General features: G+C 49.9%; 14 protein-coding genes. 9 read left to right on the forward strand and 5 right to left on the reverse strand.

Annotated features, from left to right (window positions below):
- The first annotated feature begins 1 nt into the window (after position 1).
- The 5 genes from cysK to FGQ86_RS14080 all read left to right on the forward strand — a co-directional run bounded on the left by cysK (position 2) and on the right by FGQ86_RS14080 (position 7,048).
- Complete coding sequence (gene cysK / locus FGQ86_RS14060) at positions 2 to 934, forward strand: cysteine synthase A (RefSeq protein ID WP_033126942.1); 933 nt, start codon at positions 2 to 4, stop codon at positions 932 to 934.
- Between the two features lie 86 nt (positions 935 to 1,020).
- On the forward strand, positions 1,021 to 2,646 hold the full coding sequence (gene ptsP / locus FGQ86_RS14065) for a phosphoenolpyruvate--protein phosphotransferase (protein WP_138304774.1): 1,626 nt from the start codon (positions 1,021 to 1,023) through the stop codon (positions 2,644 to 2,646).
- A 153-nt stretch (positions 2,647 to 2,799) separates the two neighbouring features.
- Positions 2,800 to 4,182, forward strand: a complete 1,383-nt coding sequence (locus FGQ86_RS14070) for an NCS2 family permease (protein ID WP_033126971.1) — start codon at positions 2,800 to 2,802, stop codon at positions 4,180 to 4,182.
- 9 nt (positions 4,183 to 4,191) lie between these two features.
- Entirely contained in the window at positions 4,192 to 5,346 is a 1,155-nt protein-coding gene (fliB, locus tag FGQ86_RS14075; protein WP_138304776.1) for a flagellin lysine-N-methylase, read from the forward strand.
- A 73-nt stretch (positions 5,347 to 5,419) separates the two neighbouring features.
- Positions 5,420 to 7,048, forward strand: coding sequence for an IS1182 family transposase (locus tag FGQ86_RS14080; protein WP_138304778.1), 1,629 nt, complete (start codon positions 5,420 to 5,422; stop codon positions 7,046 to 7,048).
- A gap of 175 nt (positions 7,049 to 7,223) precedes the next feature.
- On the opposite strand, the gene FGQ86_RS14085 is transcribed toward FGQ86_RS14080, so the two are convergent.
- The 4 genes from FGQ86_RS14085 to FGQ86_RS14100 form a co-directional block, all read right to left on the reverse strand.
- Positions 7,224 to 7,988 (reverse strand): hypothetical protein, encoded by a 765-nt coding sequence (locus tag FGQ86_RS14085; RefSeq protein WP_138304780.1) that lies wholly within the window; start codon positions 7,986 to 7,988, stop codon positions 7,224 to 7,226.
- Positions 7,989 to 8,199: 211 nt separating this feature from the next.
- A complete protein-coding gene (locus FGQ86_RS14090) occupies positions 8,200 to 9,237 on the reverse strand; it encodes an ABC transporter substrate-binding protein (protein WP_138304781.1) in 1,038 nt (345 codons plus the stop codon).
- A gap of 54 nt (positions 9,238 to 9,291) precedes the next feature.
- Entirely contained in the window at positions 9,292 to 9,768 is a 477-nt protein-coding gene (locus FGQ86_RS14095; protein ID WP_033126947.1) for a hypothetical protein, read from the reverse strand.
- 54 nt (positions 9,769 to 9,822) lie between these two features.
- Positions 9,823 to 10,041 carry a hypothetical protein gene (locus FGQ86_RS14100; protein ID WP_138304783.1) on the reverse strand — a complete coding sequence of 73 codons (219 nt, stop codon included), beginning with the start codon at positions 10,039 to 10,041 and terminating at the stop codon, positions 9,823 to 9,825.
- Between the two features lie 131 nt (positions 10,042 to 10,172).
- Here FGQ86_RS14100 and FGQ86_RS14105 point away from each other — a divergent pair, with 131 nt between their 5' ends.
- Both FGQ86_RS14105 and FGQ86_RS14110 read left to right on the forward strand, forming a co-directional pair.
- Positions 10,173 to 10,898, forward strand: a complete 726-nt coding sequence (locus tag FGQ86_RS14105; RefSeq protein WP_138304785.1) for a phosphatase — start codon at positions 10,173 to 10,175, stop codon at positions 10,896 to 10,898.
- 120 nt (positions 10,899 to 11,018) lie between these two features.
- A complete protein-coding gene (locus FGQ86_RS14110) occupies positions 11,019 to 11,315 on the forward strand; it encodes a YerC/YecD family TrpR-related protein (RefSeq protein ID WP_033126950.1) in 297 nt (98 codons plus the stop codon).
- 57 nt (positions 11,316 to 11,372) lie between these two features.
- Here the strand turns inward: FGQ86_RS14110 and FGQ86_RS14115 are convergent, their stop codons facing one another.
- On the reverse strand, positions 11,373 to 11,975 hold the full coding sequence (locus tag FGQ86_RS14115; protein ID WP_033126951.1) for a DUF1836 domain-containing protein: 603 nt from the start codon (positions 11,973 to 11,975) through the stop codon (positions 11,373 to 11,375).
- A 248-nt stretch (positions 11,976 to 12,223) separates the two neighbouring features.
- Here FGQ86_RS14115 and cas3 point away from each other — a divergent pair, with 248 nt between their 5' ends.
- Together cas3 and FGQ86_RS14125 are read left to right on the forward strand one after the other, a co-directional pair.
- Positions 12,224 to 14,068 (forward strand): CRISPR-associated helicase Cas3', encoded by a 1,845-nt coding sequence (cas3, locus tag FGQ86_RS14120; protein WP_138304787.1) that lies wholly within the window; start codon positions 12,224 to 12,226, stop codon positions 14,066 to 14,068.
- A 286-nt stretch (positions 14,069 to 14,354) separates the two neighbouring features.
- Positions 14,355 to 17,132 (forward strand): SrtB-anchored collagen-binding adhesin (locus FGQ86_RS14125; RefSeq protein WP_243127288.1); only part of this gene is annotated, 2,778 nt, incomplete at its 3' end.

Below are 17,132 nucleotides of genomic sequence, written 5' to 3' on the forward strand. Positions count from 1 at the left end.
CATGGGACATATTTATAAGAAGGTTGAGGAAATGATCGGAGGGACCCCCCTCCTGGAGCTGGAAAAGATTGAGAGGGAGGAGGGCCTGAAGGCCAGGGTGCTTGTGAAGCTGGAGCTTTTTAACCCGGCCGGGAGTGTGAAGGACAGGGCCGCCCTCTTTATGATCCTGGACGCGGAGGAGAGAGGACTCCTCCATCCGGGGGACACCATCATAGAGCCCACAAGCGGAAATACCGGCATTGGCCTGGCCTCTGTGGGGGCCTCCCGGGGCTATAAGGTCGTCTTCACCATGCCGGAGACCATGAGCGTGGAGAGGAGAAAGCTGCTTGCAAGCTACGGGGCTCAGATTGTGCTGACAGAGGGAGCCAAGGGAATGTCCGGAGCCATTGCAAAGGCCGATGAGCTGGCCCGGCAGACAGAGGGAGCCATTGTCCTTGGACAGTTTGTCAATTCCGCCAACCCCAGAGCCCACATGGAGACAACTGGCCCGGAGATCTGGGAGGACACAGAAGGGAAGGTGGATGTGTTTGTGGCCGGCGTGGGCACAGGAGGAACCATCACGGGCACCGGCAGATTTCTGAAGGAAAAAAATCCGGCTATCCATGTGGTGGCTGTGGAGCCTGCCGACTCCCCGGTGCTCTCCGGCGGAAAGCCGGGCCCGCACGGACTGCAGGGGATCGGAGCCGGGTTTGTACCGGAGATCCTGGACACCGAGGTGTACGACGAGGTCATCCGGATGGAGACCCGGGATGCCTATGAGGCGGCCAGACTGCTGGCAAGAAAACAGGGCGTGTTGGTAGGCATCACCTCCGGCGCAGCTCTTCACGCCGCGCTGAAGCTTGCAAAAGAGGACAGATTTGCGGGAAAGACTATTGTTGCCCTGCTCCCGGACACAGGGGAGAGATATCTCTCCACGCCCCTGTTTGAGGAGTAAGACGGACAAGCCCGCACTTGACTGTACCTGCGCCAGCGTGTAAAGTAAAAGGCATACAGAACAAATAAAGGACAGGGAAGTATCATATGATAACGTTGACAGGAAAAAAAGTATCGGAAGGAATCGTGATTGGCCGGCTTGTGTTTTTTAACAGGGGAGAGCGGGAGATCCGCAAGATCTATGTGGAGGATCCGGAGAAGGAGCTGATCAGATTTCAGAAGGCCAGAAAGAAGACGGCGGCGGAGCTCCAGGAGCTGTACGATGAGTCCGCCAGCGAGCTGGGGGAGGCCAACGCTACTATCTTTGAGATGCAGCAGACTGTCCTGGAGGACGAGGAGTTCGTCAACCAGGTGGTGCGCATCATTACCGAGCAGAAGCTGAATGCGGAATACGCGGTGAAGGAGTCGGTGGAACGCTTTCTGAAGGTCTTCTCAGGCAGGCCGGAGAGCTATGTGCGGGGACATGAGGCGGACGTGCAGGACGTGGTGTCCCGCATCCTGCGCATCCTCTCCAGGAGCCGGAAGGACCGGATGTTCATGGACGAGCCGTTTATCATGGCAGCCAGGGATCTCTATCCAAGCGAGGCTGTCAAGCTGGACAAGACAAAGGTGCTTGGCTTTGTCACCATGTACGGATCCATCAATTCCCACACCGCCGTGCTGGCCAGGACAAAGGGGATTCCCTCGGTCATTGGCATCGGAGAGGCTCTCAAGAAGGACTATGAGGGCAAGATGGTCATCATAGACGGCTTTGACGGCAAGCTGTACATTGAGCCGGACCAGACGACCATGGAGAAGATGAAGCAGAAAAAGCAGCAAAATCTCCAGAAGGTGGAGACTCTGGAGCGGCTGAAGGGAAAGGAAAATGTCACCCAGAGCGGCCAGAGGATCGATGTGTGCGCCAACATAGGAAGCCGGGAGGATATCGAGAGAGTGCTGCGCAATGATGCGGGCGGCATCGGCCTGTTCCGCAGCGAGTTTCTCTACATGGAGTCCCCCGGGAAGCTGCCCACAGAGGATCAGCAGTTCCAGGTGTACAAGCTGGCGGCGGAGGCCATGGGGACCAAGAAGGTAGTCATCCGCACCGCTGATCTGGGCGGGGATAAGCTGCCGGAGAGCATGGATCTTTCCGGGGAGAGCAATCCCATGATGGGCTACAGGGGAATTCGCATCTCCCTGGACAAGGAGGAGATGTTCAAGACCCAGCTGCGGGCCATCCTGCGGGCGTCCGCCTTTGGAAATCTGCAGGTTATGTTTCCCATGATCACCTCCATCGAGGAGGTGACAGCCGCAAAGAAGGTGCTGGAGAAGGCCAAGGCTGAGCTGAAGGAAGAGAAGACAGCCTTTGACGAGAACATCAGGGTGGGCGTTATGATCGAGACGCCGGCGGCCGTCATGATCAGCGGGGAGCTGGCCAGGGAGGTGGACTTTTTCAGCATTGGGACAAACGATCTGACCCAGCACACCCTGGCTATGGATCGGACCAACCGGAAGCTGACAGGCTACTACAATGTCTATCACCCGGCCCTGATCAAGATGATCCGGATCGTGGCCAACAACGTCCACCTGGAGGGAAAGCATATCAGCATCTGCGGCGATCTGGCGGCGGACACCAGCATGACCGAGACCTTCATACAGATGGGCATTGACGAGCTCTCTGTGGCTCCCGGAAAGGTGCTGCCCCTCAGGAAGAAGATCCGAGAGATACGCTGATTTCCGGAGAAACAGATGATGTAAGACGGATATAGGATGGATATCAGACGAATACGGAAAGACGGATCTGTTTGAATTGGCAGATCCGTTTTGCTATACTTAAAGCTGTTAAAGGAAAGTACAGCAGTGGAAGAGAGTACAAAGGAGGAGAAGATGTTAGAAAAATTATTTAAACTGAAGCAGAACGGTACTGACGTCAGGACCGAGATCCTGGCAGGCGTCACCACCTTTATGACCATGGCCTACATCCTGGCGGTGAACCCCAGCATCCTGTCGGCCACGGGAATGGATCAGGGGGCTGTCTTTACTGCCACGGCGCTGGCCGCCCTGATCGGGACGCTTTTGATGGCTGTTTTTGCCAACTATCCCTTTGCCCTGGCGCCGGGCATGGGGCTGAACGCCTACTTTGCCTACACGGTGGTGCTGAGCATGGGATACACCTGGCAGGTGGCTCTGACAGCGGTTTTTGTGGAGGGTATTATTTTTATCATCCTCTCCCTGACCAGCGTACGGGAGGCTATATTTAACGCTATCCCACAGAATCTGAAGGCGGCGGTCAGCGTGGGAATCGGCCTTTTCATCGCGTTTATCGGATTGCAGAACGCCAATATCGTGGTGGGAGGCTCCACTTTGCTGGAGCTCTACTCTCTGGACGGGTACAATGCGGCAAACGGTGTGGAGGCCACCTTCAACGACGTGGGGATCACGGTGATCCTGGCGCTGGCCGGCGTGATCATCACCGGAGTGCTGGTGCTGCGCAATGTCAAGGGCAATATACTCTGGGGTATACTGATCACCTGGGTGCTGGGGATCATCTGTCAGCTGGCGGGCATCTATGTGCCCAACCCGGAGGCCGGATTTTACGGGCTCCTGCCGGATTTCAGCAACGGGCTGTCCATTCCCAGTCTGTCTCCCATCTTCTGCAAGATGGAGTTCAGCGGGATCTTCTCTTTGAATTTCCTCGTTGTCATATTCGCCTTCCTCTTTGTGGACATGTTTGACACCATCGGGACACTCATTGGTGTGTCCTCCAAGGCCGGCATGCTGGACGAGGAGGGGCGGCTGCCCCACATCAAGGGCGCGCTTCTGGCCGACGCGGTGGCCACCGCCGCGGGAGCTGTGCTGGGCACATCCACGACCACCACATTTGTGGAGAGCGCATCCGGCGTGACAGAGGGGGGGAGGACCGGGCTCACGGCCCTGACGACAGCGATCCTGTTCGGCGCGGCGCTGTTTTTCTCGCCCATCTTCCTCGCCATCCCCTCCTTTGCCACCGCGCCGGCACTGGTGATCGTGGGCTTCTATATGTTGACCAACGTAGTCAACATTGATTTCAACGATATGAGCGAGGCCATTCCCTGCTACATCTGCATCGGAGCCATGCCGTTTTTCTACAGCATATCCGAGGGCATTTCCATGGGAGTGATCTCCTATGTGGCCCTCAACCTGCTGAGCGGCAAATTCAGGGAGAAAAAGCTGAGTGCCCTCATGTATGTGCTGGCGGTTCTGTTCATCCTGAAATATATTTTCCTGTAGGAGAGTGACATGCGGTATATAAGACCTGATTATTATGATACGTTCAGATGTCTGGCAGACAGGTGCCCCTCCTCCTGCTGTGAGGGATGGCAGATCGTTATCGACGAGGCATCCCTGGAAAAATACAGAGGCTACCAGGGGGATTTCGGGAGGAGGATGGCCAGGTCCGTCTCCTGGGAGGACGGCACCTTCCGCCAGTATGAGGGAAGGTGCGCCATGCTGAACCGGGAGGGGCTCTGTGACCTCTACATCGAGAAGGGGGAGGAGGCTCTCTGCGAGACATGCACCCGGTATCCCAGACATGTGGAGGAGTTTGAAAATGTGCGGGAGTACTCCCTCTCCCTGTCCTGCCCCGAGGCGGCCCGGATCATGCTGGAGGAGGACAGGGAGCTGTCCTTTGTGACAGAGGACACCCCGGAGGAGGAGACCTTTGAGGAGGGCTTTGACTTTCTTCTCTATACCAATCTGGTAGACGCAAGGGAAGCCCTGTATGCCCTTCTGCAGAGGAGGGATCTGCCCTTTGAAGAGAAGGAGAGGGCCTGTCTGGCCTTTGCGGGCGGTGTGCAGCTCCTGCTGGAGGAGGGAGACTATCCCGGTATGGAGGAGTGGATCCGGACCGGGGGAAAGCAGGAACCTGGCTTGCCGGAGGAGGAAAGGTGGGTGAATCCTGCCCGACTGTCCCGCTATGACAGGCTGCTGGAGGAGCTGCGGGTGCTGGAAGGTCTGGAGAGACTGGAGCCTGCCTGGGAGGCGCTGCTGAGAGAGGAGGAGGCGTTCCTTCGCCAGGCGGGGGAAGAGAAGTATGAGAAGATACGGGCCTCCTTCCGGGAGAGCCTGGAAAGCAGCGGGCCGGGCAGAGAGGCCTGGGACCGAAGGCTGGAGAAGCTGGCGCTGTTTTTCGTCTACACCTACTTCTGCGGAGCTGTGTACGACGACGCGGTCCACGCCAAGGTATGCCTGGCCTTCTTTTCCACCCGGTGGATACAGGAGCTTGTGATGATGGAGTGGTATGTCCGGGGAACCACTGCTGACATAGAGGCGCTGATCCGCATGTCCCGCCGCTATGCCAGGGAGATCGAGCACTCGGACGAAAACCTGAACGCCCTGGACGATTACTTCTGGGACAGGACACACGAAAAGAGGGCTGTCGCACTAAATAATTAGTGCGGCAGCACTTTTTTGCAGAGAATAAGAGCCAGGTCTGTGCAAGGCCTGGCTCTTGGTGTAAAATTTATTTATGCGACTAAATAAAATCCTACAGAAAGATTATACTCTATCTTCTCTGTACTATCAAATCAAACTTCCGCTGGATGTGGAAATTTTGATTCCGGCAGATGATCCGGTCCGTCTTCTGAGTGCATTTGTGGAGGGAATGGAACTCAGCGATCTTTATCAGACTTATGGGAGGATAAAGAAAAATCAGGCGACACCGAGACAGCTGTTTAAGATCATGGTCTACGCCAGCATGAATCGGATCTATTCTAGTCGGGATATCGAAACTGCATGCCGCAGGGATATCAACTTCATGTACCTTTTGGAAGGAAAGCCAGCACCTGACCATGCGACCTTTGCACGTTTTATTTCTCTGCATTTCGCACAATGTTCGAAAAAGACATTGGCCGAGGTGTCGAAACTCTTATATTCTCTTGGAGAGATTTCCGGGAAAAGCATCTTTATTGATGGAACGAAAATAGAATCCGTTGCGAACAAATATACTTTTGTCTGGAAAAAGGCTGTTACGAAAAATCAGGCAAAACTTTTCGATAAGATCCTTGTTCTTGTGGAAGAGTGTGAAAATCTTTACGGTTTCAGGATCGCTTATAATGGGAAAGTCTCTCTTCACACATTAAAAAGGCTGCGAAAAAAGCTGTGCAGGATCAGGCAGGAGGAAGGGATTGTCTTTGTCCATGGAACCGGACGACGAAAAACACACCTTCAGAAATCGCTGGAAACTCTGGAAACTTACATAGCAAAACTGAAGGAGTACAATAAAAAGCTTTATGTCTGTGGAGACCGTAACAGTTATTCTAAAACAGACCCGGATGCGACTTTTATGCGGATGAAAGAAGATGCCATGCTCAATGGGCAGCTGAAACCAGCTTATAATCTTCAACATGGAGTGGATTCAGAATACATCACATGGCTGGATATCAGTCCACGGCCTACAGATACGAGGACCTTGATCCCATTCCTGAAAGATATGGAGTTGTATCTTCCGTTTAAATATCAGGAGATTGTGGCAGATGCAGGATATGAAAGCGAAGAGAATTACCTGTTTCTCGAAGAAAACGGTCAGCTGGCCTATATCAAACCCCAGAACTATGAGATTTCCAAAACCCGAAAATACCGTCAGGATATCGGGCGGATGGAAAACATGAAATATGATGAGAAAGCGGACTGTTATTACTGTAAAAATGGACAGATGTTGACGGTGCAGTACGAAAAGAGGGAAAAGACGGCCAGTGGATACCGGAGAACTGTTACCGTATATCGAAGTAACGGATGCAGTGGATGCCCTTTCAAAACAGACTGCATCAAGGGGAACAACTGCAAAACACCAATGGAAGACCGCCAGAAAGTACTGTACGTTTCGAAAAAAATGAAAGAAAAACGTCAGGAAACATTGGAGCGGATTACCAGTGTTTATGGTACACAGCTCCGGATGAACCGAAGCATACAGGCAGAAGGAAGCTTTGCAAACATTAAAGAGGATATGGAATTCAGACGATATTTATATCGAGGGAAAGCAAATGTAACCGCCCAGAGCATCCTGTTGGCGATCGGGTATAACATAAACAAACTTCATCATAAGATTCAGGCGGGAAAGACAGGACGGCATTTATTTTCACTCAAACAAACCGCCTGATTTTGACAGGTCAAAAGTGAATACTGAAAGCGATCCTTTTTCCAGAAAAGGTTTATTAAAGTTCGCCTTTTTGTAGAAACGAAATGAAAGAAAAGAATATTTGGGCTTAAAAATGGTAAAAAGATGCTGCCGCATCTATGATTTTCTAATCATTGATGCGACAGCCCCCTACGAGCTATCGGGAGAAAAGCTTCCGGAGTATGCAGCTTATGACGCCCGCGATACACAGGGGCACCAGTGTGACGGAGAGAGATCCGTAGATGTCCACAGCTCCCGAAAGTCCTCTAAGAGGCGCAGGGGATCCGGGGATAAGGCCTGCCAGTACATAGGCCAGGACGGAGCCGGCACCCACCAGAATGAAGGAGAACATGCCTCTGCCTGTGTCGCTCTGGAAGCTGCGTCTGCCATCTCTTGCCACCCGGGGGCCGGTCAGGGCCCAGAGGAAAGAGATGATTTCAAAGAGCAGGAGGAAGAGGGCAAAGGCGGCGTAGGCTGCCATCGTATAATTCTTCTCCCCCACGGCCGCGGCCGGGTTGCCGTAGGTGAAGAGCCCCTCCAGAAAGTGGGAGCCCAGGATCAATGTGATCACTGCGATCAGCACAAGGGAGGCTGTCTTACAGACCATCTGTATCAGACGGGCCGCAGCCCGGGCCCCTGTCTGGGCTGTCTTTTTGACGGGGGAGAGGACGCTGTGCCTGCTCCTGGAGCGGGACCTGCTCCTTCCGTCCTCCTGGCCGTCCCTGCCGGAGCGCTCTCTTTTGTCTTTTCCGGAGCCGGAGCGCCTGCTCTTCCGGCTTGCGGAAGAGCCCCGGCTGCGATCGCCGTATTCCTCATCTTCGTCATCATTGTCATCATCGTTTATATTGATTTCGGGCAGATCCTCCTCGTAGACTACCTCGAAGTCGTCGTCAAAAAAGTCACTGTATGATTTGCCGTTCATATGTATACCTCCTTATAACAGGACTATTCTATAATGTATGAGGGCGGGATGCAAGCAAAGACACAGAAGCTTTATAAAGTCCTAAGATTTTCTTCAGAAACGTAGAAAAGGGCAGGGGCATCAAAAGGATGCCTCCTGCCCGGCCGCCCTGCGCCAAAGCGGCGCGAAAGGAACGGCGATATATATGATCAGCCTGCAAGCAGGATGGTCACTATCTGGCTGCCTCCTGGGCGAACCTTGTGGTTACAAGATCCTCGTAGGGGGCTCGCTTCTCCAGCTCGCCTGCATCCTCCAGGATATCCTGGAGAAGGTCAAAGCTGTCCTCGGAGAAGACCAGATTGTCAGCCCAGGTGTCCTGGTCATAGTAGCGGGTCACAATGGTGGTGATGGTATCCAGGTCTGTCTCCTCAAACTGAGGCGCGATGATACCTGCGATCTCCTCCGGAGTGTGGCCCTGCACATAGTCCATGCCCTTCTGGAGGGCGTTGGTAAAGCCCTGGATCACATCCGGGTTCTCCTCTATATAGCTCTTCTTCGCGGAGAAGGCGGTGTAGGGGACATAGCCGCTGTCTGTGCCAAGGGAGGCCACCACATAGCCCTTTCCCTCCTGCTCCAGGCTGGTGGCTCCCGGTTCGAACTCGACCGTGAAATCTCCCTGACCGCCGGCAAAGGCCGCCGCGGTGGAGCCGAAATCAATGCTCTGGTCGATGGTCAGGTCGCTCTGCGGATCTATGCCGTTCTGGCGCAGGATATACTCAAACACCATCTCCGGCATGCCGCCCTTTCTTCCCCCGAGAACAAGGTGACCCTTCAGGTCCTCCCATGAGAAATCCTCCACAGGCTCCCGGGCCACCAGGAAGTTGCCGGCCCGCTGGGTCAGCTGGGCGAAGTTGACCACATAGTCGCCCGCTCCCTCGTTGTAGGTGTAGATGGAGGCCTCTGACCCCATGAAGCCGATATCTGCCTCACCGGAGAGGACGGCGGTCATGGTCTTGTCGGCTCCAAAGCCGTTGACCAGCTCTACCTGTATGCCTTCCTCCTCAAAGTATCCCTCCTCGATGGCCACGTACATGGGCGCATAGAAGATGGAGTGTGCCACCTCGTTCAGCACTACCTTTGTGGACTTTTTTTCGCTGCCGCCGGCCTGGCCGGAGGCAGAGGTGCCATCGTCTTTACCGGATGAACAGCCGGCCAGGGCTGCAAGAGCCAGGACGGCGGCAAGCAGTACAGTAAACAGACGCTTTTTCATAAAATCCTCCTTAAAAATTCTGGTGGTTTAGTATATGCGGAAGGAGGAAAAGTGCTAACACACGACAATGATCCGCCTGGGTGTGGTCTGGGGCGGTATGCTCATGGTGGCGGCGGAGTAGTAGACGATGAGGAGCTGTCCTTCCAGGCTGCAGTTAAACCTCTGCCCGTTGGATGTCATGATCTGGGTGGAGGGTCCCACATTCAGCTTCAGCGACTGGTCCACAGCCAGCAGGTCTCCGTCAAACCAGCCGGCGTAGATCGTCTCGTTGGCATTCTTCCGGCCGATGATGACGGCCTGGTATTCCGGCGGATACACGAGAGGGATCGCCAGATCGCTGTCGTAGAAGGCGGTTACCAGCATGCCGGCCCGCAGATGAACCTCCTGGATGACGTAGGTGGAGGGGCTGACGATAAAGTTGGATACCCCGCTGTTGTTTACGATTGAGACCTGCAGGGAGCAGCAGTCCCCGGAGAGAGGCGTGATGCGCTGGATCACACCGCTCACCGGGACAAGTGTCTGATTTGCCATAATAATACAGTCCTTTTTTCCTTACTATATGCGGAAAAAGGAGGATGTGTTTCCCTATTTTTTCTTTGGGGGAAATTTAGGTGGGAGATACTGGTAGGCGTACAGATCCTGGTAGGACTCCCGCTCCGCCTCCGAGACGGGCTCGGAAGGGATCAGTCCGGTGCAGTCGCCGGCCGAGGCGGCGCCCGATATATAGTCGTAGGAGTCGATGATTGACTGGTTGTCCAGGCCCTCCCTCTTCTGTGATACGGCCTTCTTTTCTTTTCTGCTCATGTGACTGGGACCTCCTTTATTTGCTAAATAAAAATGGATACGTTATAATGATTACCGGACAGAAGAAATTTATACCTGATACGAACGGAGAAAAACAGACATAAGCGACAGCAGATGATAAGGAGGAAGAGATGGAAATTAAGATTGATACCCACACCCACACCATTGCCAGCGGCCATGCTTACAACACGATCCGGGAGATGGCTTCCATGGCTGAAAGTAAAGGGCTGGAGGGACTTGCTATCACGGAGCACGCGCCGAAGATGCCCGGAACCTGCGGCCTGTACTATTTCCAGAACCTGAAGGTGGTCCCCAGGAAGCTGGGAAATCTCAGGCTGCTCTTCGGTGTGGAACTGAACATACTGGATGAGAATGGCACGGTGGATCTGCCGGAGGAGACGATCCGGTCTCTTGACATAGCGGTGGCCAGTATCCATCCGCCCTGCTATGGAAAGACAAGCGGCAGGGAGGAGAATACAAGAGCCTACGTCAATGCCATGAGGAAGGACTATATCGACATTATCGGCCACCCCGACGATGGACGGTACGGACCGGACTATGACATCCTTGCCAGGACAGCCAGGGAGACGGGTACGCTCCTGGAGATCAACAATTCCTCCCTCCGGCCGGGCGGCTTCCGGGAAAACACCTATGGAAACGCTCTGGAAATGCTGCGCTGCTGCAAGAAATACGGCACAATGGTGACACTTGGCAGCGATGCCCACGTGGATGTGGACATCGTGAACATAGAGTACTCGGAAAGGCTTCTCACTGAGGCAGACTTCCCGGAGGAGCTGGTGGCCAATACATCCTTTGACAGGCTGATGTCCGTGCTGAAGCGCAGGGCCCGCAAATAGCGGATAAAATATAGGGCAAAATACCCGAAGGGAAAATATTCCGGCCTCTCTATGGACTTTATGAATTTAGTGTGCTAAAATATACGCATAATGAATTTCGTTTCGGAGGAGAGAATAAATATGAGCAAAAAAATCAGAACCGAGGCGGTGGACTATCTGTTTAGCGCCATACTGAGTCTGAAAGATAAAGAAGAGTGTTATATATTTTTTGAAGATATCTGTACCATCAACGAGCTGCTCTCCCTGTCCCAGCGGTTTGAGGTGGCCAAGATGCTGCGGGACCACAAGACTTACCTGGAGATTGCGGACAAGACCGGGGCGTCCACTGCCACTATCAGCAGGGTGAACCGCTCTCTCAACTACGGGAACGATGGGTACGACATGGTGTTTGAGAGGATCAACAAAAAAGAAGAATAGATAAAAAAGAAGATTGCCCGAGGCAATCTTCTTTTGCGTAGGTGCACTGATAATATGCTATTTCTTCTCCTCAGAGCCGGGGAGCTGGTCGATCAGCTTTTCCATGAGGAGTTTTTTTACATAGACATCAAAGGCAAGGCTGCAGATGAAAGAGAAGAGCTGCAGCGACTCCTGGTCCTCCTCTGGCGCGTCCTGGAAGGTCTCGGCAGATGTATTGTACATTTTCGCGATATCCTTTGCCAGCTGGTCGATTCTGGATTTCTCCAGACTGCATACCTCCTCGTACACGGAGGTGATGTCAAAGTCCTCCCCATTGTGAAAATATTTCTCCGTGAGAGGCACAAGGAGCGTCTCGATATCTTTGATGGAGAGGATATTTTTAAAATAGTAGATAAAGATCAGGACCAGCACATGCTCCTTTGAGTATTTCTTCTTCACAGGAGGGGGAAGAAGATTGTTCTTTGCGTAGTTGTTGATCATGGTCTTTGTCAGGATCTTGTCCTCGCCGTGCCGGCGGGTGGAGCCGAGCTGGCTCTCCATAAAGGTTGTGACCTGATCCATGTACAGGTCAATATTCGGAATATCCTGGGGCTTCACGTAGTCGATGCGGGAGAGGCTCTGCAGGATACTGTTCAGCATATCTTTTGTATCAATTGTCATAGTTTCACCACCTCAATATACCCATTATATAGTATTCAAAACCAGATGACAAGAGCGGCTTGAAGTGTTTTAAGTGATTATTTTCTTTTGGTCAATATGACAAACAATTTGAATGATTTTATTTGAATTTTATCGAAATTGTGAGGATAATCTGATATGATTGACTTAATAGGATATAAGAGATAAAAAATGTACAGACTTGAAATACAGTTTTATCGTTAAAGAGAAAATGAGAGGAGGTGATCCTGTTGGGAAAATATATTGCACATATTAATGAGACGACAGGCGCTGAGCAGACTGTAAAGGAACACAATGAAAACACAGCAGAGCTGTGCGCGGAATATGCAATTGCAGAACTGAAAGATTTTTTGTATGCGACGGGGCTTCTGCATGACATAGGCAAGTATCAACACAAATTTCAGAAGAGGATCCGTGGCGCTGATGTCAGGGTGGAACATTCCACCTGCGGTGCTCTTGTGGCAAAGGAGAAATATCCTGCCCAGGCAATGGCTCTCATGATGGAATATTGTATTGCAGGGCATCATTCGGGGCTGCCGGACGGCGGGTTCCCAAATGATGACAGCGGTATGTCGACATTATGTGGAAGAATGCAAAAAGAGTTTGAAGATTTTAGCGAATATAAGAAGGAGATGCATCTTCCGGAACTGGATGGGAGAAGCTGGGTGAATTATCTGCTTGAGGATTGCGGTAAAGATATGGGGAAGGTTATAGACAAATTTGCATTTTTGACACGATATACCTTTTCCTGTCTTGTGGATGCAGACTCCAGGGATACAGCGGAATTCTGTAAGGAAAGGGAACTGCCACGGCGGCTTCGGGCAGATTTCCGGGCGTGCCTGGAAAAAGTAAATCACAAACTGGATTCATTTGTCTGCAAAACAGAACTTCAGAAAACAAGAGCACTTCTTCAGAAACAGGCGTTTCAGAAAGAGGCGCAGGATGCGGAGATTTATCTGCTCAATATGCCCACAGGAAGCGGGAAAACCCTGGCAAGTGTCAAAATTGCCCTGGAGAGAGCAGTTTTAAAAAAGAAAAAGAGAATTATCTACATAATTCCGTATAACAGTATTATTGAGCAGACGGCGGAAGTTTTTGGAGAATTGTTCCGGGAGGATCTGGAGATTCTGCGGCATCAGTCAACATTTTCCTATGAGGACGAAGAAAACGGATCGGAAGATTATCGCGAAGCAGCTAAGTGTGCAGCTGAAAACTGGGATGCTCCTTTTGTGATTACCACGGCGGTCCAGTTTTTTGAATCTGTTTATGCAAATAAAAGGGGAAAACTTCGTAAGATGCACAATATGTCAGATAGTATTCTTATATTTGATGAGGCGCATCTGATGCCGCAGGATTATCTGCAGCCATGTCTGCAGGCCATAACCTACATAACGAGATATCTGCACAGTGAGGCGGTTTTTCTGACTGCTACGATGCCTGACTTTGAACAGCTGATCAGAGAATATGCTCTGACTGACAGTAAAATTACAAGTCTGATCGATGATTCGTCACTGTTTTCTCAGTTTCAGAAATGTAGATACAGTTATCTGGGAGAGGTGGAAAGTGAAGAACTGCTTCTTAGAAGCAGCCAGAGCCCGTCATCTCTGATTATCGTAAATAAAAAAGCAACGGCAAGGGAACTGTTCCAGAAGTGCGGTGGGAAAAAATATCATCTTTCAACTTATATGACATCCTTCGACAGAAAAAAAGTTCTTAAGGAGATCCGCAAAGAATTGAAACTTCTGGAAGAAGAGTATCCTAATTTTGAGAATGTACCGGAAGAAAGAAGAGTCACCATTATTTCCACGTCTCTTATCGAAGCGGGTGTTGATCTGGATGTCTATACTGTTTTTCGTGAAAGAGCAGGGCTGGACAGCATTCTTCAGGCAGGAGGGCGCTGCAACAGAGAAGGCCGGAGAAAAAATGCGGATGTCTTTATTTTTGATCTGGCGGATGAAACGAAAAAGGCTTCCTCTGATGAACGGGCAAATCTTACAAAGGGATTGTTGGAAAAATATTCGGATATTTCGGATACAAAATGTATCAAAGAATACTATGACAGGCTGTTTTTTTAATAAAAACACAATAAAAATCTGATTATCCGCTAAAACACAGTATCTATCAGCATTTTCAAGGAAACAAACACATCAATTTACTACTTATTTACTACTAACGAATGAGCCTTGATACGCAAGTTTTCCTAGATATGCAAAGATATGGTACAGCACATCAGTATTGAAACAAGAAAAAATTGAATAACTTATAGACTATGGAACGCCTAAAATGACGTTCCTTTTCTATTTCCAGCCGTTCTTATTGGACGGCTATTTTATTACCCAAAATGAAAGGAGCATTAGATTTATGAAAAAGACATGGAAACGATTGTGTACGGGCTTCTTAGCTCTTGCAACTGTCGTTACTGCTTTACCGACTACACCCGTTCATGCAGAAAGTAAGCAATACTGGACGGAGTCAAACGAGCGTGTCGGTATCGTTGAAAAAGTAATGAATGACGGTTCGATTGGTTCTACCTTTAATGAGGGACATTTAACTGTTGAGGGCGAGGACGCTTACTGTATTGACATTAACACAGACTTTAAGAATGGTTACAAGACCAGAGCTGACGCAAGCTCACGCATGAGTATCGACCAGATAAGCGACGTTGCCTTATCTATCGAATATGTAAAACAGTACACAGACAGCCACAGCGGAATAGGCAAAAATCACGCTTACCTTTTAAGACAGCTTGTAGTCTGGCAGAGATTAAGCGTACATCTTGGCTGGCAATGTGATAACGTGCGAGCTTCTTATGATGAAATTCCAAAGGCAACGCAGGACGAAGTTTTCGCTGGTGCGAAAGCCTTTGTCAAAGAAAATAAAGGACGCTATGAATGTGGCGGTTATATCTACTCTGGCGAGGGGCAGGAATTGGGACAATTCTGGGCGAAGCTGAATGTCGGAAATGCGAAACTGCAAAAGACTTCCAGTAATACCAGCATTACAGACAGTAACGGGAATTACTCTATTGCAGGTGCAACCTATGGTGTCTTTTCTGATAAGGACTGCACGAAACAGCTTGCCACCCTTACGACTGATGAAAACGGCAATACAGATGTTGCAGAGGTAAAAGCTGGCACAGTCTATATCAAGGAATTATCCGCACCAGCAGGATATAAAGTAGATAAAACTGTATATTCCTTAAAGGTTGAAGCTGGAAAGACAGCTACCTTGAAAGTATCAGATACACCGAAAGTAACAGACACTTTGATTGAGCTTTTCAAGATTGATATGGAAACACAGAAAGACAATCCGCAAGGGAACGCTTCTTTAGCAGGTGCGGAATTTACATGGAAGTATTATGCTGGCTTCTACAATAAAGAAAATCTTCCTGCCGAAGCTACTCGTACATGGGTTACAAAGACAATCGCTGAAACAGACAGCGACGGGACAACTCATTACATCACAAAATTAGCGGACGCATACAAGATATCTGGCGACAGCTTCTATATGCAGGACGGTAAGGCGGTTCTTCCACTTGGGACACTTACTGTTGAGGAAACAAAAGCTCCAAACGGCTACTTGTTAGACGGTGCATATATGCAGGCTGGCGATAAGCCCGAACAGATTAAGGGCTTATATGTAACACAGATTACCGAGGACGGCGACCTTGCCGTACTATCTGGAAGTAACCAGTTTTCCGTATCAGACAAGGTTATCCGTGGCGGTGTGAAAATTCAGAAACGAGATTTAGAAACGGGCGATACGAAACCACAAGGAAGTGCTACCTTGAAAGATACTGCCTTTGACATCATTTCCTTAAATGATAATGCGGTATTGGTTGAGGGCAAGCTATACAAGAAAAATGAAGTGCTAAAAACAATCCATACAGACATTGAGGGTGTCGCTTCTACTTCCGCTGACCTTTTACCTTATGGAAAATTCCGTATCGTTGAGAGTGAAGCTCCAGACGGTTACTTGACAGACGGTGCGAAACCGATTGATTTTGCAATCACAGAAAATGGAAAAATCGTGGACTTAACAGACGAAGCCCATTCTATCTATAATCAGATTAAGCGTGGAGATATTGAGGGTATAAAAATAGGTGCGGGCACACATAAGCGTCTTGCTGATGTTCCTTTTAGGATCACAAGCAAGACAACGGGCGAAAGTCATGTTGTGGTAACTGATGATAACGGTCAGTTCTCCACTTCTGCTGACTGGGCTTCTCATAAGCACAATACCAACGCAGGAAAAACAAGCGAGGACGGCGTGTGGTTTGGAACTTCTGAACCAGACGACAGCAAAGGTGCGTTACCTTACGATACTTACATCATTGAAGAAATGCGTTGCAACAGTAACAAAGGCTTTGAACTTATCCCACCTTTTGAAATCGTGGTATCAAGAAATAATCTTGTGATTGATTTAGGGACTTTGACTGATGAATACGAAAAAGAAATCTCTATCCATACCACAGCGACCAGCAAGGACGGCGAAAAGACTATCCTTGCAGGAAAAGAGGTTACAATCGTTGATACTGTCAAATTAGACGGACTTACAAAAGGCACAAAATATCAGCTCAAAGGCTGGCAGATGTTAAAGGAAGAAAACGCAGAACTTCTTATTGACGGGAAACGTGTAGAAAACGATTATACCTTTGTCGCTGATGATGAAGAAATGAAAGTGGAAATTTCCTATATATTCAATGCGTCTGCTTTAGGTGGCAAGAACCTTGTTACCTTTGAAGAATTGTATGATTTCAGCAATCCAGACGAACCCGTAAAAGTTGCGGAACACAAGGACATTGAGGACGACGGGCAAACCGTACTTATCACAGAGCGTATCATCAAAATTCATACGACTGCTACGGATAAGGACGGCAACAAAGAGCTTGAAGCTGGAAAAGAGGTAACAATCATTGATACCGTAACCTTAGAGGGCTTAGAAGTCGGTACACAGTACAAACTTGTGGGCTGGCAGATGTTGAAAGAAGAAAATGCAGAACTTCTTATCAATGGAAAGCGTGTGGAAAGTGATTATACTTTTACTGCTGACAGCGAAACTATGATATTGTCAAGATTAGTTGACACATTTATTTCAAGGATATCACTGACTATGCTACCAGTTCCAAATCCTCATAAT

Source organism: Clostridium sp. BSD2780061688st1 H5, from assembly GCF_005845155.1.
Lineage (GTDB): Bacteria > Bacillota > Clostridia > Lachnospirales > Lachnospiraceae > Claveliimonas > Claveliimonas intestinigallinarum.